At 63.2% G+C, this 20,863-nt stretch carries 14 protein-coding genes and 1 other RNA gene; 11 read left to right on the top strand and 4 right to left on the bottom strand.

Annotated elements, in window-relative coordinates; all coding sequences use genetic code 11:
* Nucleotides 1-36: 36 nt before the first annotated feature.
* The 7 genes from ubiD (at nucleotide 37) to ACQ4WY_RS19095 (ending at nucleotide 7,698) form a co-directional block, all read left to right on the top strand.
* Nucleotides 37-1,521, top strand: a complete 1,485-nt coding sequence (ubiD, locus tag ACQ4WY_RS19125) for a 4-hydroxy-3-polyprenylbenzoate decarboxylase (RefSeq protein WP_436505357.1) — start codon at nucleotides 37-39, stop codon at nucleotides 1,519-1,521.
* A 122-nt stretch (nucleotides 1,522-1,643) separates the two neighbouring features.
* Nucleotides 1,644-1,742, top strand: an RNA gene (gene ffs / locus ACQ4WY_RS19120) — signal recognition particle sRNA small type.
* Between the two features lie 239 nt (nucleotides 1,743-1,981).
* Nucleotides 1,982-4,288 carry a DNA polymerase III subunit gamma/tau gene (gene dnaX, locus ACQ4WY_RS19115; protein ID WP_436505356.1) on the top strand — a complete coding sequence of 769 codons (2,307 nt, stop codon included), beginning with the start codon at nucleotides 1,982-1,984 and terminating at the stop codon, nucleotides 4,286-4,288.
* Between the two features lie 41 nt (nucleotides 4,289-4,329).
* Nucleotides 4,330-4,656: a YbaB/EbfC family nucleoid-associated protein gene (locus ACQ4WY_RS19110; RefSeq protein WP_034759121.1), complete on the top strand. Its 327-nt coding sequence runs from the start codon at nucleotides 4,330-4,332 to the stop codon at nucleotides 4,654-4,656.
* Nucleotides 4,657-4,703: 47 nt separating this feature from the next.
* Nucleotides 4,704-5,294, top strand: coding sequence for a recombination mediator RecR (gene recR / locus ACQ4WY_RS19105; RefSeq protein WP_086138528.1), 591 nt, complete (start codon nucleotides 4,704-4,706; stop codon nucleotides 5,292-5,294).
* 7 nt (nucleotides 5,295-5,301) lie between these two features.
* Nucleotides 5,302-6,522 carry a CaiB/BaiF CoA transferase family protein gene (locus ACQ4WY_RS19100; protein ID WP_436505355.1) on the top strand — a complete coding sequence of 407 codons (1,221 nt, stop codon included), beginning with the start codon at nucleotides 5,302-5,304 and terminating at the stop codon, nucleotides 6,520-6,522.
* 33 nt (nucleotides 6,523-6,555) lie between these two features.
* Nucleotides 6,556-7,698 (top strand): esterase-like activity of phytase family protein, encoded by a 1,143-nt coding sequence (locus ACQ4WY_RS19095; protein WP_436505353.1) that lies wholly within the window; start codon nucleotides 6,556-6,558, stop codon nucleotides 7,696-7,698.
* On the opposite strand, the gene ACQ4WY_RS19090 is transcribed toward ACQ4WY_RS19095, so the two are convergent.
* The 4 genes from ACQ4WY_RS19090 to ACQ4WY_RS19075 all read right to left on the bottom strand — a co-directional run bounded on the left by ACQ4WY_RS19090 (nucleotide 7,667) and on the right by ACQ4WY_RS19075 (nucleotide 15,113).
* A complete protein-coding gene (locus tag ACQ4WY_RS19090) occupies nucleotides 7,667-9,826 on the bottom strand; it encodes a putative bifunctional diguanylate cyclase/phosphodiesterase (RefSeq protein ID WP_436505352.1) in 2,160 nt (719 codons plus the stop codon). The genes ACQ4WY_RS19095 and ACQ4WY_RS19090 overlap by 32 nt on opposite strands.
* A gap of 1 nt (nucleotide 9,827) precedes the next feature.
* Complete coding sequence (locus tag ACQ4WY_RS19085) at nucleotides 9,828-12,668, bottom strand: hybrid sensor histidine kinase/response regulator (RefSeq protein ID WP_436505351.1); 2,841 nt, start codon at nucleotides 12,666-12,668, stop codon at nucleotides 9,828-9,830.
* A 184-nt stretch (nucleotides 12,669-12,852) separates the two neighbouring features.
* Complete coding sequence (locus ACQ4WY_RS19080) at nucleotides 12,853-13,053, bottom strand: YbdD/YjiX family protein (protein WP_010396213.1); 201 nt, start codon at nucleotides 13,051-13,053, stop codon at nucleotides 12,853-12,855.
* Entirely contained in the window at nucleotides 13,053-15,113 is a 2,061-nt protein-coding gene (locus tag ACQ4WY_RS19075) for a carbon starvation CstA family protein (RefSeq protein WP_353658262.1), read from the bottom strand. Before ACQ4WY_RS19075 ends, ACQ4WY_RS19080 begins: the two co-directional genes overlap by 1 nt.
* Before the next feature lie 246 nt (nucleotides 15,114-15,359).
* Between ACQ4WY_RS19075 and ACQ4WY_RS19070 the strand changes: the two genes are divergently transcribed.
* The 4 genes from ACQ4WY_RS19070 to ACQ4WY_RS19055 all read left to right on the top strand — a co-directional run bounded on the left by ACQ4WY_RS19070 (nucleotide 15,360) and on the right by ACQ4WY_RS19055 (nucleotide 20,821).
* Nucleotides 15,360-16,748, top strand: a complete 1,389-nt coding sequence (locus ACQ4WY_RS19070) for a cache domain-containing protein (protein WP_436505350.1) — start codon at nucleotides 15,360-15,362, stop codon at nucleotides 16,746-16,748.
* Nucleotides 16,745-17,374 (top strand): response regulator transcription factor, encoded by a 630-nt coding sequence (locus ACQ4WY_RS19065; RefSeq protein WP_436505348.1) that lies wholly within the window; start codon nucleotides 16,745-16,747, stop codon nucleotides 17,372-17,374. The genes ACQ4WY_RS19070 and ACQ4WY_RS19065 overlap by 4 nt, the downstream gene beginning before the upstream one ends.
* A 302-nt stretch (nucleotides 17,375-17,676) precedes the next feature.
* Nucleotides 17,677-18,765: an EAL and HDOD domain-containing protein gene (locus ACQ4WY_RS19060; protein WP_436505347.1), complete on the top strand. Its 1,089-nt coding sequence runs from the start codon at nucleotides 17,677-17,679 to the stop codon at nucleotides 18,763-18,765.
* A gap of 1 nt (nucleotide 18,766) precedes the next feature.
* Complete coding sequence (locus ACQ4WY_RS19055) at nucleotides 18,767-20,821, top strand: putative bifunctional diguanylate cyclase/phosphodiesterase (RefSeq protein ID WP_436505346.1); 2,055 nt, start codon at nucleotides 18,767-18,769, stop codon at nucleotides 20,819-20,821.
* The last annotated feature ends 42 nt before the right edge of the window (nucleotides 20,822-20,863 follow it).

The raw sequence follows: 20,863 nt of genomic DNA, 5'->3' as shown, positions 1-20,863 counted from the left end.
GCAACGGCGTCCGACGTCAAAAAAAATTAAAAACACATGAAATATTCAGATTTACGAGATTTTATTTCTCAACTGCAACAAATGGGTGAACTTAAGCCCATTTCGACCCCCATTTCACCGATTTTGGAGATGACGGAAGTTTGCGACCGCACCTTGCGCGTAGGCGGACCGGCCTTGCTGTTCAACAATCCGACGGGATACGACATGCCGGTGCTGGGCAATCTGTTCGGTACCACGCGCCGCGTGGCGCTGGGCATGGGGGCGGAAGATGTCAGCGAGTTGCGCAAGATCGGCCATGTGCTGGCGCGCCTGAAGGAACCGGAGCCGCCGAAGGATTTCAAGGATCTGCTGGGTCTCGGTTCGCTGGTGAAATCCGTGTGGGACATGTCGCCGAAAGAGTTGCGCGGCGCGAAGTGCCAGGAAATCGTCTGGGAAGGCAATGACGTCGACCTGGCGCGCCTGCCGATCCAGCATTGCTGGCCCGGCGATATCGCCCCCCTGATCACCTGGGGCCTGGTGATCACCAAGGGCCCGAACAAGAAGCGGCAAAACCTGGGCATCTACCGCCAGCAAGTGCTGGGACGTAATAAGGTCATCATGCGCTGGCTGGCGCACCGTGGCGGGGCGCTGGACTTCCGCGAGCATGCGATTCAAAGCAAGGGCAAGCCGTATCCGATCGCCGTCGCGCTGGGTGCCGATCCCGCTACTATATTAGGGGCCGTCACGCCCGTGCCGGACAGCCTGTCCGAATACCAGTTCGCGGGCTTGCTGCGCGGCAGCCGCACGGAGCTGGTGAAAGCCATCGGCAGCGAGCTGCGCGTGCCCGCCTCGGCTGAAATCGTGCTCGAAGGCCATATCTACCCGGACGAAAACCATCCGAGCGGCTATGAGCACGCGCTGGAAGGGCCGTATGGCGACCACACGGGCTACTATAATGAGCAGGACAGTTTCCCCGTGTTTACCATTGACCGCATCACCATGCGCCGCGACCCGATTTACCACTCCACGTATACCGGCAAACCGCCGGACGAGCCGGCCGTGCTGGGCCTGGCCCTGAACGAAGTGTTTGTGCCGCTGTTGCAAAAGCAGTTCAGCGAAATCACGGATTTCTATCTGCCGCCCGAAGGCTGCAGCTACCGCATGGCCGTGGTGCAGATCAAGAAGCAGTACGCGGGCCACGCCAAGCGCGTGATGTTCGGCGTGTGGAGCTTCTTGCGCCAGTTCATGTATACCAAGTTCATCGTGGTGGTCGACGAAGACGTGAATATCCGCGACTGGAAAGAGGTCATCTGGGCCATCACCACGCGGGTCGATCCCATCCGCGACACCACCCTGGTCGACAACACGCCGATCGATTACCTGGACTTCGCCTCGCCGGTCAGTGGTCTTGGCAGCAAGATGGGCATCGACGCGACGAATAAATGGCCGGGTGAAACGACGCGCGAGTGGGGTACGACGATCGCCATGACGCCGGAAGTGAAGGCCAAGGTGGATGGCATCTGGCAGGAACTGGGCTTGTAGAGCGGCTGGGGTCAGACCCTCAACACCGCTAACACCAAGGTCATTGCCAACTCGACCGGGGGTCTGACCCCGGATTTCAGCTTGCTTCCCCAATCTTGCGCAGGTCGGTTATAATTATCCCCGGCGGGCCCCTGCGCATCGTGGCATGGCTAACCTGGTCAGGTCGGGAACGAAGCAGCCACGGCTATTAACCATGAGTGCCGCAGATCAGGCTCGCCTCCTTCGGGAATGTTTTATCAGGATCACCAATCAAGCTGCCATGGGCAGCTTTTTTGCTTTTACGGCCACATTTTCTTGCCGACCCGCAGCATTGCCGGGCTTGCCGTGTTTTCCCTGTTTCTACGTGGCCATGTTATACAATTGCTGCTTTGCCGCGTTTGCCAAGTTTGACCTGGCCCGGCCATGAGGCTTGCGCCCGCCGCGCAGGATCACCCGCAAAATCGCATGGTAAAATCTCAGCATGTCCTATCAAGTCCTCGCCCGTAAATACCGCCCCAAGAATTTCGAGACGCTCGTCGGCCAGGAGCACGTCGTGCGCGCGCTCACGCATGCCTTGCACAGCGGCCGATTGCATCACGCCTACCTGTTCACGGGCACGCGCGGCGTCGGCAAGACGACCCTGTCGCGTATCCTGGCCAAGTCGCTCAATTGCATCGGCCCCGATGGCACGGGCGGCATTACGGCCCAGCCTTGCGGCGTGTGCGAAGCGTGCACGGCAATCGATGCGGGACGCTTTGTCGACTATATAGAGATGGATGCGGCGTCGAACCGCGGCGTCGATGAAATGGCGCAGCTGCTGGAACAAGCGGTCTACGCGCCAAGCAATGCGCGCTTCAAGGTCTATATGATCGATGAAGTGCACATGCTGACGAACCATGCGTTCAATTCCATGCTGAAAACGCTGGAAGAACCGCCCGAGCACGTCAAGTTCATCCTGGCCACGACGGATCCGCAAAAGATTCCCGTGACCGTGCTGTCGCGCTGCCTGCAGTTCAACCTCAAGCAGATGCCACCCGGCCACATCATCAGCCACCTGGACAATATCCTGGGGCAGGAGGGCATTGCCTTCGAACACCCGGCCTTGCGCCTGCTGGCTCAGGGCGCCCACGGTTCCATGCGCGACGCGCTGTCGCTGACGGACCAGGCCATCGCCTACGCGGCCGGCGAAGTCACCCTCGATGCCGTGCAAGGCATGCTGGGCGCGCTCGACCAGTCCTACCTGGTGCGCCTGCTCGACGCGCTGGCGCAGCAGGATGGCGCGGATCTGCTGGCCGTGGCCGACGAGATGGCTTCGCGCAGCCTGTCCTACAACGGCGCCCTGCAGGATCTGGGCACCTTGCTGCACCGCATTGCGCTGGCGCAAACCGTGCCAGCCGCCTTGCCGCAGGATTTGCCTGAATACGCGGACATCGTGCGTTTGGCTGGCGCGTTTGACGCGGAAGAAGTGCAGCTGTTTTACCAGATCGCCGTGCATGGCCGCAACGAGCTGGGCCTGGCGCCCGACGAATACGCGGGCTTTACCATGACCTTGCTGCGCATGCTGGCCTTTCGGCCCGGCATAGGCGGCGCCGACGGCGTACCGGCGGCGGCACCAGCCGCTGCAACGGGCAACCGTCCCGCTGCCGTGGCCGCCGCGCGCGCCGCGGCAGGGGCATCCGTTCCGGCAGCCCGCGCCGCCACGAACAGCGTGGCCAGCCATGCAGCCGTGACACCGCCCGCCGTTGTTGCCGCCGCTGCCGCCAGCATGGCGCGCAGCGAAGCGCCGCCGCCACGCGCACCGACACCAGCCGCTGCACCGGCGCCAGCACCAGCGGCGGCGCCAGCGGCTGCTCCTGCTCCAGCTGCGGCCGTCCCTGCAGCATCGGGCGCGCCGATCAGTTCCGCCCGCGCCGCCATCAATGCGGCGCTGGAAGCGGCCCGCGCCGCCTCGAAAGGCCGTCCGGGCAGCGCGCCGTCGGCACCGTCGTCGGCGCCCAAGCCGGCCGCGCCGGCACCGGCGCCTGTCGCCGCGGCACCCGCCCCGGCGGCAGCGGTCCAGGCAGCTCCGCCACCGCCTGCCGCCGAGAAAGCGCCTGCGCCGTGGGACGACGCGCCACCCGTGACCGTGATGGAAGCACCGGTGGCCGCTGCTGCGCCCGTGCAGCAGGCGCGTCCTGCCGCCCCGCCGCCGCAGGCGCAGCCGGATGACGACCTGCCGCCGTGGGTCACCGAATTTTCCGACGACAGTGCTTCGGCTGCCGTGTCGGCGCCAGCCGCACAGAGCAACGAGCAAGCCGCCGTCGTCATGCCGCAGCGTGCCGCCAAGCAAGCCGCGCCCAGCGGGCCGTATGTGATCACGCCCGTGCCGGGCCTGGACTGGGACGGCAACTGGCCGGCCGTCGCCGCCGTGCTGCCCTTGCGCGGCATAGCCCAGCAGCTGGCCGTGCAGGCCGAGCTGATCGAATGCCTGCACGACGGTCACAGCACCACGTTCCGCCTGCGCGTGCCGATCGACACGTGGCGCAGTCCGGTCAACGTGGAAAAACTGGCGGCCGTGCTCACCGAGCGCTTCGGCCGCAAGGTCAATGTCGATACGGAACTGGGCGCCGTCTGGTATACGGCCAGCGCGGAAGCGCAGGCGCACCGCGAGGCGTGCCAGCTGCAAGCGGAAGAAACCATCGCAAGCGATCCCTTCGTGCTCGACATGAAGCGTGCATTCGACGCTTTTGTCGTGCCGGGAACGATTACCCCTGCACCGGCCGGCTCCGCCGCGCCGACCCTGCATTGATGATTAACACACTCACAAACTGAATTGAACGGAGCATTCTCATGATGAAAAATCAACTGGCTGGCCTGATGAAGCAGGCGCAAGCAATGCAAGACAACATGAAAAAGGCCCAGGAACAACTGGCGCTGGTGGAAGTGGAAGGCCAGTCCGGCGCCGGCCTCGTGAAAATCGTCATGACGTGCAAGAACGACGTCAAGCGCGTTTCCATCGACCCGTCGCTGCTGGCTGACGACAAGGACATGCTGGAAGACCTGGTGGCCGCCGCCTTCAACGACGCCGTGCGCAAGGCGGAAGCGACGTCCGCGGAAAAAATGGCAGGCTTGACTGGCGGCATGAACTTGCCAGCCGGCTTCAAAATGCCATTCTGATGCCATACCGCATGCGCTCGATCCATGGCACGGGGCAGGGTTGATCCATGTCCAAGTCGCTTGAATTTCTGACCGAGGCGCTGCGGCGCCTGCCCGGCGTCGGCCCCAAGTCGGCGCAGCGGATGGCATTTCATTTGTTGCAGCACGATAGGGAAGGCGCGGCCATGCTGTCGCGCGCCCTGTTCCAGGCCGTCGATGCCGTGCATCACTGCGGCCTGTGCAATACCTTTACCGAACACGAAGTGTGCGAGACCTGTCTCGACGAAGAGCGCGACAAGCGCTTGCTGTGCGTGGTGGAAACGCCCGCCGACCAGCTGATGATCGAGCAAACGCTCACCTACAAGGGCCTGTATTTCGTGCTCATGGGGAGACTCTCTCCGCTGGACGGCATCGGCCCGAAAGATATCCACCTCGAAAAATTGCTGAGCCGCGCCAACGACGGCGTGGTCGGCGAAGTGGTGCTGGCCACCAATTTCACGAATGAAGGCGAAGCGACCGCCCATTACATCAGCGAAATGCTGAAGGCGCGGGGCCTGCGCGTGAGCCGCTTGGCCCGCGGCGTGCCCGTGGGCGGCGAACTGGAATACGTCGACGCGGGCACGATTGCCCGCGCGATGCTCGACCGCAGGGCAACCTGAGCACAACATGACAGAATCCTCCGCGAACGCTGGTCCCTTGACGGGCATCAAAGTCCTTGAACTGGGCACCCTGATCGCGGGGCCGTTCTGTGCCCGCATGCTGGCCGAATTCGGCGCCGACGTGATCAAGATCGAGTCGCCCGATGGCGGCGACCCCATCCGTACCTGGCGCGTGCTGAAGGATGGCACGTCCTTGTGGTGGTCGGTGCAGGCGCGCAACAAGAAAAGTCTGACACTGAACCTGAAGTCACCGGAAGGCCGGGCCATCGCCCGCCAGTTGGCCCTGGAAGCGGACATCATCATCGAGAACTACCGCCCCGGCGTGCTGGAAAAGTGGGACCTCGGCTATGAGCAGCTCAAGCAGATCAAACCCTCCCTCATCATGGTGCGCCTGTCCGGCTTTGGGCAGACGGGCCCGATGAAGGATTTGCCCGGCTTCGGCGCCATCGGCGAATCCATGGGCGGCTTGCGCTATGTGTCCGGCTTTGCCGACCGTCCGCCGGTGCGCGTGGGCGTGTCGATTGGCGACTCGGTGGCGGCCCTGCACGGCGTGATCGGCGCCATGATGGCCTTGCGCCACCGCGACGTGACGGGTGGTGCGGTTGCCGGCGAAGGCCAGATGGTCGACGTGGCCCTGTACGAGTCCGTCTTCAACCTGATGGAATCGCTGGTGCCCGAGTACGATCAGGCAGGCGTGGTGCGCGAGCGCACGGGCGGTTCGCTGCCCGGCATCGTACCCTCGAATACCTACACGACGGGTGACGGCGAAAACATCGTCATTGCAGGCAACGGCGACGCCATCTTCAAGCGCCTGATGCTGGCCATGGGCCGCATCGACATGGCGGGCGACCCGCAGCTGGCGCGCAACGACGGCCGGGTGGCGCGCACGCAGGAAATCGACGACGCCATCGGCGCCTGGTGCGCCACGCACACGATAGACAGCGCGCTGGCCGTGCTGAAGGCGGCCGACGTGCCGTCCGGGAAAATTTACTCCGTGCGCGACATGATGAGCGATCCGCAATTTCTCGCCCGCGATATGTTTGAACAACACCATTTCGCTGACGGCACGCCCGTCAAATTGCCCGCCATCAGCCCGAAACTGTCTGCCACGCCGGGCAAGACCCAGTGGTTGGGGCCCACCCTGGGACAGCACAACGACGAAGTGCTGGCGTCGCTGGGCTATGATGCGGCCGCCATCGCGCGGCTCAAGACCGATGGCGTGGTGTAAGCCACGCTCCTGCCGACTTATTTGATACCGATCATGCCTCAACTGTTCCGTAGCGTGCGCGCCGCGCTTGCCCTGGCGTCCGCCGCCATCGTCCTTTCCGCCTGCGCCAGCTTCCCCCTCGACGCGCCGATTGCCGGCCTGCGGCTGATCGGCGAACAGCGCATCGCGCTCAAGCAGGCGTTCGAGGGCACCACGGTGGGCGGCTTGTCCGGCATCGATTACGATGCGGCCAACAATAGCTGGGTGATGGAAAGCGATGACCGTTCGGAAATCAATCCGGCTCGTTTCTACCGCGCCGCTCTCCACTATGACAGCAAGGCGTTTACGGGTGTGAGCCTGGCCAGCGTGCATTTCTTTACCCAACCCGATGGCAGCCGCTACCCGAACCTGGCGCATGCAAAATTGGACCAGGGTGATCAGGTGCCCGACATCGAAACCATCCGCGTTGATCCGCAGGACGGCAGCCTGTGGTACGGCAGCGAAGGCAACCGCAAGGTGGGCTTGCATCCTTTCGTGCGCCACGCGGATAGCGATGGAAAATTTCTGGCCACCTTGCCCACACCTGCCATGTTCAAGGTCTCGAAGGAAGAAATTGGCTCGCGCAACAACATGAGCTTTGAAGCGCTGTCGTTTTCCTCGGATGGCAAGAGCTTGTGGCTAGGCATGGAAGCGGCCTTGTACCAGGATGGCCCGCTGGCCACGCCCGATCACGGCTCCGTGGTGCGCATCACGCGTTTGGACCGCGCGGGCAAGGTACTGCGCCAGTACGCGTATGTTATCGAGCCGGTGCCGTCGCGGCCCGCGCCTGGGCGCGAAGCGGACAATGGCGTGTCGGAAATCCTCGCCGTGAACGATCACCAACTGCTGGTGGTGGAGCGGGCCGGCGTGGAACACGCCGATGGCGTGTATACGAATCACGTGCGTATCTACGCGATGGAAACGGATGGCGCCACCGATATCCAGGCTATCCCGGCGCTGGCGGGCGCCAGCTATGTGCCTGCGCGCAAGCGCCTGTTGCTGGACCTGGAAAAGATCGGCCTTGAAAGAGTCGACAATATCGAAGGCATCAGCTGGGGGCCGCGCCTGGAAAACGGCCGCCGCAGCCTGGTGATGATCTCCGACGATAATTTCAACGCCCAGCAAGTCACGCAAATCCTTGCCTTCGAAGTGCTCTAGTTTCCAGGCTGACCAGTTGCCCCGTCTGCCTGGCCAGCATGGCCGTGATTGTGTCGTGCGGTGAAGGGTGGCCCAGGAAATAGCCTTGCGCCATGTCGCAGCCGTATTCTTCCAGCATCAGTAGTTGCTCGTCCGTTTCCACGCCCTCGGCCACCACCACCATTTTCAAGCCATGCGCCATGGCGATGATGGCGCGCGTGATGGCCGCGTTTTCCGTATCCTGCGGCAAGCCGGCGATAAAACTCTTGTCGATTTTCAAGGCCCGCACGTCGAAGCGTTTCAGGTAGTTCATCGACGAGTAGCCCGTGCCGAAGTCGTCGATGGACAGGTACACGCCGATGCTGCGCAATTGCTCCAGGGTCACCATGGTGGCGCGCGCATCGTCCATCAATGTCCCTTCCGTCAATTCCAGTTCCAGCAGGCGCGCGTCCAGGCCCGTGTCGGCAAGGGCCGAGAGCACGATCTGCATCAGGTTTTCATCCTTGAATTGCTTGGCCGACAGGTTGACGGCCATGCGGATGGCCCGTCCGCCATCGCTTTGCCAGGCCTTGGCCTGGTTGCACGCCGTGCGCAGCACCCATTCGCCGATGGGCACGATCAGCCCCGTCTCTTCGGCCAGCGGGATGAATTCCGTGGGCGAAATGATGCCCCGCTCGGGGTGGCGCCAGCGTACCAGCGCTTCCACGCCGACGATCTGCGTGCTGGGCACGTCGATCTGCGGCTGGTACAGCAGGTACAGTTCGTTGTTCTGCAAGGCTTTCCTCAAGCCCACTTCCATCTTGACGTGGCTCATGATTTCCATCGTCAGCGAAGAGCTGTACAGCTTGGCGTTGTTCTTGCCGCAGTTCTTCGCGTGATACATGGCCGTGTCCGCATATTTGAGCAGCGAGTTGCAGTCCTCGCCATCTTCCGGATACAGCGAGATGCCGATGCTGGCCGTCACAAAAATTTCGTGTCCCTCGATCATGAAAGGCCGGCGCATGGCTTCCTTGACCCTGTGCGCCACGTTGAGCGCATCTTCAACCCGTTCCAGGTCAGGGATCAAGATCGTGAATTCGTCGCCGCCCAGGCGCGCCAGGTTGCTGCCGCCGGAGGCGGCTTCAAACTCGTGTTCGGCGCGCAGTACCAGGTCGCTGGGGCGGATGGTTTCGCGCAGGCGCTCGGACACCACCTTGAGCAAATGGTCGCCCACGTCGTGGCCCAGGGTGTCGTTGATGCGCTTGAAGGCATCGAGGTCCATGAACAGCACGGCGAATTTCTTGTCGTGCTCTTTCGAGCGCAGCAGTTCGCGTTCCAGGGTTTCCAGGAACGCTTGCCGGTTGGGGATGCCCGTCAGGCTGTCGCAGTAGGCCAGGCGGCGGATCTGTTCTTCCGTGCGCTTGCGCTCGCTGATGTCGCGCACCAGGCCCAGCACTTCATCGGCCCCCGTGGCCACCAGGCGCGCCTCGAAATGGCGCGTGCTGTCTTCGTGCGTGAGTGTGTAGTCGACCGAGCCGATATGCTGCGTGGCCAGCACGGTGTGCGCCTTGTCGAGCAGGCGCGCGGCGATTTCGGGTGGCAGCACGTCGCGGATATGGCTGCCCACGCAGTCGCTGAGGGAAAAACCGGCGCTGGCGTCGTGCCCCTGTTCGTAGTCGAGATAAAAGCCTTCGCGGTTCAGGCGAAAGAAGGTGTCGGGGATGGCGGCCAGCACGGCGCGGTTGTGTGCGTCGGCGATGCGCAAACGGGCGATGGCGTCGCTGGCGCGCAGCACATACAGTGCGCGGTGGCCCAGGATGGGCCAGTTGATGGGCTTGGAAATGAAATCCGTGGCGCCCACCTCGTAGGCGCGCGTGACCGCTTCCAGCTCGTCGTCGCCCGTCACCATGATGATGGGCACCGTGCCGCCCACTTCCTGATGGCGGATTTCGCGGCACACGGCAAAGCCGTCCATGGCCGGCATGTCGACGTCGAGCATGACCAGGTCCGGGCCGCTGTGCTTGTAGCTGGCCAAGGCCTGCACGCCGTCTTCTGCCTCGATCACGTCCAGGCCCACTTGCGTGAGCATTTGCCGCATCAGCAATCGCATTACGGGATCGTCGTCGGCCACCAGCACCAGGCCGCGGGAAAGGGAGAGGGGCGCTGTCATGTCAGTGTTCCTTCACGAGGATGGCGTTCAGCGATTCGCGTACGGCCTGGAAGGCTTGTTGCATCTGCAGCAGCAGGGGAGCTGCGCCCTCGGTGCTGCCGGCGCGGCCCAGTTTTTCCATTTCCTTGCACAGCTGCGCCAGGCCATCGGCGCCCACGTTGGCGCTGCCCGACTTGAGACTGTGCGCCACCTTGCGCAGCGCTTCCGCATCCGCGCCGGCAATCGCTACGCGCATGGCCGCCAGTTGGCGCGGCGTTTCGCTGGTGAAAGCGAGGATGACCCGTTCGAGCAGCGCATCGCCATCGGCGCGCGACAGGGCACGGATATTTTCCAGCGCCTGCCGGTTCAGCGGCTGGCCCGCTGGGGGGGCGGGCGCCGGCGGCGGCACCTCCGGCGATGCCTCCTGCAGTTCGCTGTGGTGCACGCTGGCCGCGCGCGGCAGGGTGATCCAGCGCGCGATCGTATGGCCCAGGTCTTGCTGCGTGAATGGTTTGCTCAGGTAATCGTCCATGCCGGCCGCCAGGCATGCTTCGCGGTCGCCCTGCAGCGCATTGGCCGTGATGGCGACGATGGGCAGCACGCGCGCATGGCCGCACTGCTGTTCGTGGCGGCGGATTTCCGCCGTGGCGGCAAAGCCATCCATCACGGGCATCTGGCAATCCATCAGGATCAAATCGAAATCCTCGGCCTGCGCCGCCTGCAAGGCTTCTTCGCCGTTGCGCGCGCAGACCACGTCCAGGCCCAGGCTGTCGAGCATGGCCAGCGCCACTTCCACGTTGACGGGATTGTCCTCGGCCAGCAGCACGCGGCGGCGCTGGCGCCGGCCCACTTGCCGCGTTGCGTGCGGCGGATGGATGCGCAGGCTGTCGCTGGCGCGCGGCGGCGTGACGATGCAATCGAACAGGTCGCATTCGCGGGCTGGCTTGATCAGCTGGAAGGCCACGCCGGCCTCGCGCCGCTGCACGGGGTCGGCCGCCGCCTGTTCCGTGCTCAGCAGCAGTAATTTGAGGTCGGCCAGCAGCGGATCGCTCTTGATGGTGGCGGCCAGGGCCAGGCCGCTGGTGCGCGGCAATTCCATGTCGAGCATGGCCACGCCATACGGCGTGCCCGCCTGGGCGGCCGCGCGCAGCTTGCCCAGGCAGTCGCTGGCCGTGCCGGCGCTGTCGCTGACGATGTGCCAGCTGGCCAGTTGCCGCTCCAGCACGGCGCGCGTGGCGGGTGTGTGGTCGACGATCAAGGCGCGTAACCCTCGCGTGGTTTTCAAGTTGAAGGACGGGTCATCGCTGTCGACCCGCCGCTTATCGAAATTTACTTCGAACCAGAAGATCGATCCTTGCGTTAAAGCATTATCGACGCCGATAGTGCCGCCCATCAGCTCCACCAGCTGTTTCGAGATCGTCAGTCCCAGGCCCGTGCCGCCGTGCTTGCGCGTGGTCGAGCCGTCCGCCTGGGAGAACGATTCGAAGATGCGCGTCTGCGCCTCGTTTGATACGCCGATGCCCGTGTCGTGCACCTCGAAGCGCAAGCCCACGCTGGGCGCATCCTCGCTGCACACTGCCACTTTCACGGTGACCTTGCCCGTTTCCGTGAACTTGATCGCATTGCCCAGCAGATTGACGATGATCTGGCGCAAACGGTTGGGGTCGCCGCAGATGGCGATGGGGATGTCGTAGGCAATATCGAATTCCAGGCTGATATTTTTCGCTTCCGCCTGCGGCGCGAACACATGTTCTATATCGTCGAGCAGCTCGCGGAAATTGAAGCGGATGTATTCCACGCTCAGCTTGCCTGCCTCGATCTTGGAAAAGTCGAGAATGTCGTTGATGATCACCAGCAAATTCTGTCCCGAGCGCTGCACCATGCTCGTGTAGTGGCGTTGCTGCGGGCTCAAAGGACTGGCCAGCAGCAGCTCCGTCATGCCCAGCACGCCATTCATGGGAGTGCGGATTTCATGGCTCATGGTGGCGAGGAAGGCGCTTTTCGCCTGGCTGGCTGCCTCGGCCGCATCCTTGGCCTTTTCCAGCTGCGCCGTGCGCACGCCCACCTGGCGCTCGAGCTGGTCGCGGTAATTGGCCAGGGTGCTGTCGCGGCTGTCGATCTGCGCCAGCATGTCGTTGAAACTGTCGATCAGCACACCCAGTTCGTCGCTGCGCTGGTGCGCGATGCGGTGGCTGTAGATCTGGCTGCTCGACACTTTTTGCGCCGTATCGATCAGCTTGGTGATCGGTTCGGCGATCACGCTTTTAAAGCGCCGCGCGAGGAAGACGGCGATCAGGAAGGACAGCACGGTGGCGCCGCCGATGGCGCCCACATGGTGGCCGATGTCGCGCCACATGTGGTTCAGGTCGGCCTCGATCAGCACGGCGCCGATGGTCTGTTGTGGCTCGCCTGGCCGGTAGACGGGACGGTACAAGCGCATGGCCGGCGACAGGGTCGTCCCCGCGCCTTGCGTGACGGGCTGCACGGCCATGTCGGCCAGCAGGGCCGGGTCCATGTCTTCCGGCGCCGCCAGGCCGTCCGCATGCTGCGGCGCGCGGTACAGGGCGAACAGGCGCCCGCCCCGGTCGAACAGGGCCGCCTGGGCCACCTCGTCGCGCGCGGCCAGCGCGGCCAGCACCTGTTCCGCCTGCGGCTGTGCCGATTTCCCCACCAGCAAGGGCGGCGCGCTGGCCGCACCGATCACCCCCGCCAGGGACAGCAATTGCTTGCCTTCATCATTCTTGTGGCTGAGCACGGACGTCAGCGCAAACGCCACGAACACCAGCAGCAGCGCGCAGCCCGACGACAGCACCGAAATCATGGTCAGCTTCTGGCTGATGCTGGAGCGTTGGAAATTGAACATGGTTGCGGCGCTCCTCCGGTCGGCCAGTTGACTGTTTTTTAATGCCTATTGGAAAAATATAGACGCGAAGACACACCCCGATGTTGATGTGGGTCTAAGGGAAGAGAGGGGAGGGGAACTTACGGAGAGGTAAAACAACGCAACAATGAGGTCAGACCCGGTGGGTCTGACCTCAGCATTTACGCTAACAACAACCACCACGTTTTCCAGCGCCACCGTAGCGGGCTTCCTGCCGTTCGCGGAAGAACTCTTCATACGTCATCATCGGCTCGCCGGGATGGGTCACTTCCCGGTGCGCCACGTAGGTGTCGTACTCGGGCAAGCCGCACATGAGTCGCATGCTTTGCCCCAGATACCGTCCAGCCTTGATGATTTCGTCTATCATCATTGCACCGTGGGCATGGCCTGGAACGGCGTTTCCTTGGTGCTTGGACGGCTGTCGGCGCGCGCCTTCAGGATGGTGCGGATGCCGAAGAACAGCACGCTGATCACGACGATGACGAAGAAGGCGGCCAGGCCCGCGTCGAGGTAGTCGTTGAAGATGATCTGCTGCATCTGCGCCACCGATTTGGCCGGCGCCAGCAGGGTGCCTTCATCGAGTGCCGCCGAATATTTCTTGGCATGCGCCAGGAAACCGACGCGCGGATTGGCGTCGAAAATCTTTTGCCAGCCGGCCGTCAGGGTGCACAACAGCAGCCAGATGGTCGGCGTGATGGTCACCCACGCATACTGGCCCTTTTTCATTTTGAACAGCACGCAGGTGCCGAGGATCAGCGCAATCGCCGCCAGCATCTGGTTGGCGATGCCGAACAGCGGCCACAAGGTGTTGATGCCGCCCAATGGGTCGACCACGCCCTGGTACAGGAAGTAGCCCCAGGCCGCCACACAAAGGCCCGTGGCCAGCAGGTTGGCGATGACGTTTTCCGTCTGTTTCAGCGCTGGCACGAAGCTGCCCAGCAAGTCTTGCAGCATGAAGCGGCCGGCACGCGTGCCCGCATCGACGGCCGTCAGGATGAACAGCGCTTCGAACAGGATCGCGAAGTGATACCAGAAGGCCATCATGGCCTTGCCGCCGATGGCGCCGGAGAGAATCTGCGCCATGCCGACCGCCAGGGTCGGTGCGCCACCGGCGCGCGAGATGATGCTGTGCTCGCCAACATCCTTGGCCGTCTGCGTCAGCATTTCCGGTGTCACGTAGAAGCCCCATTGCGAGATCGCCTGTGCGGCGGACTCGGCCGTGGTGCCGATCAGGGCGGCCGGGCTGTTCATGGCGAAATAGATGCCTGGCTCGATGGTCGAGGCGGCTACCAGGGCCATGATGGCGACGAACGATTCCATCAGCATGGCGCCATAGCCGATGAAGCGGGCGTGGCTTTCGTTTTCAATCATCTTCGGCGTGGTGCCCGAGGAAATCAGCGCGTGGAAGCCGGAGACGGCGCCGCAGGCAATCGTAATGAACAGGAAGGGGAACAGATTGCCCGACCAGACGGGGCCGGAGCCGTCGATGAACTTGGTCATGGCCGGCATTTTCAGGTAGGGCGCGACGACGATGATGCCGATGGCCAGGCCCAGGATGGTGCCGATTTTCAAGAAAGTCGACAGGTAGTCGCGCGGCGCCAGCAGCAGCCACACGGGCAGGACGGAAGCGATGAAGCCGTAGCCGATCAGCATCCACGTCAATTCCGTGCCCGTGAACGTGAACATCGGGCCCAGCACCGCGTGTTCCTGCACGTACTGGCCGCCGATGATGGCCAGCATCAGCAAGACAAAGCCGATGATGGAGATTTCGCCGATGCGGCCCACGCGGATGAAGCGCGAGTACACGCCCATGAACAGGGCGATGGGAATCGTCGCCATCACGGTGAAGCTGCCCCATGGGGAACCGGTCAGCGCCTTGACGACGATCAAGGCCAGCACTGCCAGGATGATGACCATGATCATGAAGCAGCCGAGCAAGGCGATCATGCCGGGAATTTCGCCTAGTTCAGCCTTGATCAGGTCGCCCAAGGAGCGGCCATCGCGGCGCATGGAAATGAACAGCACGATGAAATCCTGCACGGCGCCGGCAAATACGACACCCGCCAGTATCCACAGCATGCCGGGCAAATAGCCCATCTGCGCGGCCAGCACGGGGCCGACCAGGGGGCCGGCGCCGGCAATCGCCGCGAAATGGTGGCCGAACAGCACATATTTGTTGGTCGGCACGTGGTCGAGGCCATCGTTGTGCTTGAAGGCGGGCGTCATGCGGCGTGCGTCCAGGCCCAGCACCTTGTCGGCGATGAACAGGCTGTAGAAACGGTAGGCGATCAGGTAGACGCAGACGGCGGCGATGACGATCCAGATCGCGCTGATCGGTTCGCCACGTTGCAGGGCGACAACGCCCAGGGACCCGGCGCCTGCCAGCGCAAGCGCTGCCCAGCCGAGCTGTTTGAAAATGCGGTTCATGCTTCCTCCAGAGATTTGACGGGCGCTGTGCCGTGCGATGATGTGTGCTGCCGAGCCTGGTCGTCGCCAGTTTGGGTGTTACTTTTTGGTGTATCTGCAGCTTATGGCGAGTATTCAGGAATCGTATAATTGCCGCAAGCGCACGACTACGCAGTAACGCTCAGTATTACTACGCAGAGCTATCGCGGCGCCGCGACGTAAAATCACGCATTCCCACCAGCATCGACGCCGCCGGAGCGCCAGGCCATGAAACTCAGACAGAAAGTCATCTTCCTGGCCCTCACGCCGCTCATACTCGCCCTGTGCGCCATCGCATTTGCCGTGCGGCACCAGGCCATTACCCTGGCCGAGCAGCAGCGCGCCACCATCCAGCAAGCGTATTTGGCCAGCAAGGAAGCCGAACTCAAGCATTACGTGACCCTGGCCAGCCATTCCATCGCTTCCCTGTACCAGTCGGGACGCAAGGATGACGCGACGCAAGAGGAGGCCAAGCGCATCCTGTCCGCCCTCAGCTATGGCGACGATGGCTATTTCTTCATCTATGATTTGCAGGGCAAGTCGCTGATGCATCCGCGCCAGCCCGAACTGGTGGGGCAGAATCTGTGGGAGTTGCGCGATGCGGAAGGAAATCTGACCATCCAGCGCCTGATGCAGCGGGCGAAGAGCGGCGGCGGCTTCGAACGTTACAACTGGATCAAGCCGTCGACGAACAAGTCCGCACCCAAGCTTGGCTATGTGATTTTGATGCCGGAGTGGGGCTGGATGATGGGCACGGGCATTTACATGGATGACGTGGACCAGGCGCTGGCCAAGGTCGACGCCCAGCAGTCGCGCAATATCCGCTCGACCATGGAACTGATCGCCGCCATCGCCATCCTCGGCTCCCTGCTGGTGGCCGCCTGCGGCCTGGTGCTGAACCTGCGCGAATTGCGCGTGGCCGACGCCAAGCTGAAAGTGCTGGCGCAGCGGGTCGTCGAATCGCAGGAAGAAGAGCGGGCGCGCCTGTCGCGCGACTTGCATGACGGCATCAGCCAGTGGCTGGTGTCGATCAAGCTGCAGATCGAGGCGGGTATCGCGCGCCTGGGCGGCAATGCCGAGCAAAAAGAAAAGGCGCCAGCTACTTTCGAGCGGGCCGCCGAGCAACTGAACAAGGTGCTGGGCGAGGTGCGGCGCATTTCGCACAACCTGCGCCCGGCCATCCTTGACGACCTGGGCCTGGCCGCCGCGCTCGACCACCTCGTGCATGAGTTTAACGACAGCAGCAGCGCGCAAGCCAGTTTCACGGCCAGCCCGGTGGCGGCGGGCGAGGGCTTGCCCGACATGGTGAATACCGTGCTGTTCCGCATCGCCCAGGAAGCGCTGACCAATTGCGAGCGCCATGCCCACGCCAGCGGCGTGGAAGTGAGCCTGCACGAGGCGGGCAAGGCGGTCGAATTGCGCATCCAGGATAATGGCGGCGGCTTCGATTTCGACGGCATCGCCCTGCATCCGCAGCGCGGCATCGGCTTGCGCAACATGACGGAACGCATGGAAGCCATCGGCGGCAGCCTGCACATCACCTCGTCTCCGGCCGGCACCCTGGTGCTGGCGCGACTCGGCCTTCCTCCCCACACACTGATAAATACACAGACATGACCGAAAAGATCAACATCCTGCTGGTGGACGACCATCCCCTCGTGCGCGACGGCTTGCGCGCGCGCCTGGAAGCGGTGGCGCATTTCGACGTGGTGGCCGAGGCGGGCGGCGCCGACGAAGCCCTGGCCCAGGCGCGCGCGCACCAGGTGGATCTCGTGCTGATGGATATCAATATGCGCGGCACGAATGGGATTGAAGCAACCGCGTTGTTCAAGCAGGCGTTTCCAGAGATTGCCGTGCTGATACTGTCCATGCACGACAAGCTCGAATACGTGTCGCAAGCCATCGCCGCGGGCGCGCGCGGCTATGTGCTCAAGGATGCTCCAGGGAAAGATATCGTCTTCGCCATCGAGACGGTGATGTCCGGCGGCATCTATTACAGCGCGGCCCTGGCGCGGCAACTGTCGCGCCCGCAAGTCCACGATTCCTTCCTCACCACGCGCGAGCAGCAGGTGCTGCAGCACATCGCGGCGGGCCAGTCGAACAAGCAGATCGCCCGCGCGCTCGACCTGAGCGTGCGCACGGTGGAAACGCACCGCCTGAACATCAAGCGCAAGCTGGGCATCGAAGGGCAGGCTGAATTGATCAAATACGCGGTCGAGCACGCGCATGGCGGCAGCGCCTGACAAGGCGTGCGCGGCGCCGTGTCTTTGTCAAACCCGCATGACAAGCGGGTCTCCCGGGGGAATGTTTTTTTTGAACATTTATTGCCAAAATTAAACTGTTTCCTGGGTGAGATTCGGATAGAATGATTCTTGCTGTCGAAATGGCATCCTTGTCGGGCCAGGGTTGCCAAGGCTGGTCAGTTTATTTACTATGGCGCCCTACCCACACTGAGATACCGATGTCAGCGTCTGAATCAAACCTGTTTCCGTTGGTAGGATTACAAGCAGTTGCCAATGCTCATAACGAGTGGGTCGCTGTCACCTTGCAAGTACCGCAGGCCTCGACGGCGCCGTTGCTGGCGGTGCTGGCCGCTGCCGATGCGTATGCCTTCCTGGCGCCGCTCGACTGCATCATTCCCCTGGCCGACCCGCATGGCGTGGACGAGGCCGTGCTGGCGCAACTGGCGCCGCAACGCACCATCTTCCGTTTGCCGGCTCATCTTGCCGGCGACAAGCAGATCCAGAAAAAATGCCGGCAATGGCGCGACGCCGGCTACCGTATCCTTCTCGATGGCGCGGATGCCGGTCCCGTGGCGGCGGCGCAGGTCGACGCGCGCGCGCTGAGCTTTGACGCGGCCGGGGCACGCCCGGCCCTGCATCAGCTGCTGCCCTTGCCGGGGCCGCACCTGGCCTACAACATCGTCGACGCCGGGCAGTTTGCCGCATTGCAAGAACTCGGCGTGAGCTGGTTTGCCGGCGATTACGCCTTGCACCATGCGCGCCAGCAAAGCGAGCCGGAAGACGCCACGTCGCGGCGCCGCCTGCTGGCGCTGCTGGGTTTGCTTGCCCGCGATGCCGACGCGAACGAGCTGGAAGTGCCGCTCAAGCAAGACCCATCGCTCAGCTATCATTTGTTAAAACTGGTCAATTCAGCCGCCTTCGGTTTCACGGCGCCGATTACCAGCTTCAGCCAGGCCATCACCTTGCTGGGCCGGCGCCAGCTGCAGCGCTGGCTGCAACTGCTGTTGTACGCGCGCCAGCAAGATGACGGCAAGATCCACGCACTGCTGCCGCTGGCGGCCGTACGCGCGGCGCAGATGGAAGCGCTGTGCCAGTTGCGCGGCGGTGACCGCGACGCGCAAGACCTGGCCTTCATGGCGGGCGTGTTTTCCCTGCTCGACGTCTTGCTGGGCATGCCGATGGCAGACATCATCGCCACCTTGAACCTGGCGCCCGAAGTCAGCGCCGCCTTGCTCGAACGCAATGGCGAGCTGGGTACCTTGCTGGCGCTGGTCGAAAGCACCACGCCGGCGTCCGACGGTTTGCGCCGCGCCGGCATCGATGGAGAAACTTATTGGCGCAGCCTGCTGCAGGCCTACCAATGGGCCATCCAGGTCAGCCGGAACTTCTAGCATGACCCTGCTTCCGGTGTCGGATTTTCTTGGTAACAGCGCCGCCCTGTGCGATGCCGTCGTGCGTTTGCGCGGCCCCGCGCTGGTAGCTGAGCTGGGCCGTATCGCCAGCGCCGTGATGGCCAGCCCGCATGGCCAGTTCCTGCCCGCGGCCAGCGCCGATGGCGCCACGTCAACTGCGCCGCCCGCGCCATTTCCCCTCGATACGCCAGCTTTGCTGCAGGAAATCAATTTTGACGGCCACTGCTTCGGCCATTACAGCGTGGCGGGACGCAGTCTGTACAGCGACGCCGACCGCCGCCACCTGGCCAGTCTGGCATCGTTGACGGCGGGCGTCTTGCAAGTGCATTCGCTGGCGCAACGCTCGACCCATGCCTACGCGCAAGTCGAAGCCTTGCTGGCGCAGCAGACCCAAATCCTCGACCAGTTGCACGAATCCGTGCTGACGATGGACTTGACGGGCTACATCACGAGCTGGAACAAGGGCGCCGAGCGCCTGTTCGGCTACACTTCGGTGGAAGCCGTAGGGCGCAACATCCTGTTCCTGTACGACGACGAAGACACGGGTTTCCACGATGCCTTTCTGGAACAGGGAGGACGGCTAATGGAGGTGCGCCGCCGAAAGAAGTCAGGCGAGATCTTCTGGGCCAGCCTGTCCTTGTCACCGCTGCAAGACCTGGACGACAAGCCCATCGGACTCATCGCCTACCTGACGGACATTACGGAACGCAAGCTGGCCGAAGAGCGCTTGCACCACCTGGCGTATTACGACCCGCTGACCAGCCTGCCCAATCGGACCTTGTTGGCCAAGTTGGTTGACCAGGCCCTGAGCGTGGCGCAGCGCAGCAAGATGCTCGGCTGCGTGCTGTTCATCGACCTGAACCGTTTTAAACTGATCAACGACACCCTGGGCCGGCGCATAGGCGACGAATTGCTACGGCAAGTCTCGCTGCGTTTCCGCCATGCCTTGCGCGACCAGGACCTGGTGGCGCGCCTGGGCGGCGACGAGTTCGCCGTCGGCCTGTTCGACATCGGTCAGCATTTCGAGGCCAGCATGGTGGCGCAAAAGCTGCTCGCTTCCCTGGTGGAACCGTTTTTGATCGAAGGTCATGACTTGCGCGTGGGCGCCAGCATCGGCATCAGCGTCTATCCGCAAGACGGGCAGGACGCGGAAACCCTGCTGCGCCTGGCCGACATCGCCATGTACCGCGCCAAGCAGGACAGCGGCGGCGAAGCGGAAAGCGTGGCCTTCTATAGTCAGGACATGAACCTGGGCATGCAGGCACGCATGCGCCTGGAAACAGGCTTGCGCCAGGCCCTGTCGGAACAGCAACTGCTGCTGCATTACCAGCCGAAATACGCGCTGGGCAGCGGCCGCATCATCGGCGCCGAAGCGCTGGTGCGCTGGCACCACCCGCAGCACGGCATGATCCCGCCCGCCGAATTCATCCCCCTGGCCGAATCGACGGGCCTGGTGGTGCAAGTGGGCGAATGGGTCCTGGAAGCGGCCTGCGCCCAGGCGCAAGCGTGGAAACTGGCCGGTCTACCGCCGATCCGCCTGGCCGTCAACGTGTCCGCGCGCGAATTCACGGCAGCCCTGCCCGCCAGGGTGGCGGCGACCCTGGCCCGCTACGGCCTGGAAGCGGCCTGGCTGGAACTGGAAATCACGGAAAGCACCTTGATGCACAACATCGAGCGCGTGATCGGCATCATGGACCGCATCACGGCGCTGGGCGTGGCCCTGTCGCTGGACGATTTCGGCACCGGCTACTCAAGCTTGTCCTATTTAAAACGCTTCCCCATCGACACCTTAAAGATCGACCGTTCTTTCACCACCGGCATCCCGACAGACGCCAGCGACTGCGCCATCGCCAGCACCATCATCAGCATCGCCCAGCAGCTGCACCACAAGGTGATCGCTGAAGGCGTGGAAACGGCGGAGCAACTGGCCTTCCTGAAGAGCTCAGGCTGTGACGAAGTGCAGGGTTACTTGTTCTCGCGGCCGTTGCCGGCGGGAGAGTTCGAGAAGGCGCTGCGGGAAAACTGGGGCCTGTAGTCCAGGCGTGCAAGCTCTTCCTGAAAGTAGAAAGGCCCGTGA

Source organism: Janthinobacterium salmonicoloratum (genome assembly GCF_051380845.1).
Classification (GTDB): domain Bacteria; phylum Pseudomonadota; class Gammaproteobacteria; order Burkholderiales; family Burkholderiaceae_D; genus Janthinobacterium; species Janthinobacterium lividum_F.
This window is presented reverse-complemented; position numbering and strand designations above follow the sequence as displayed.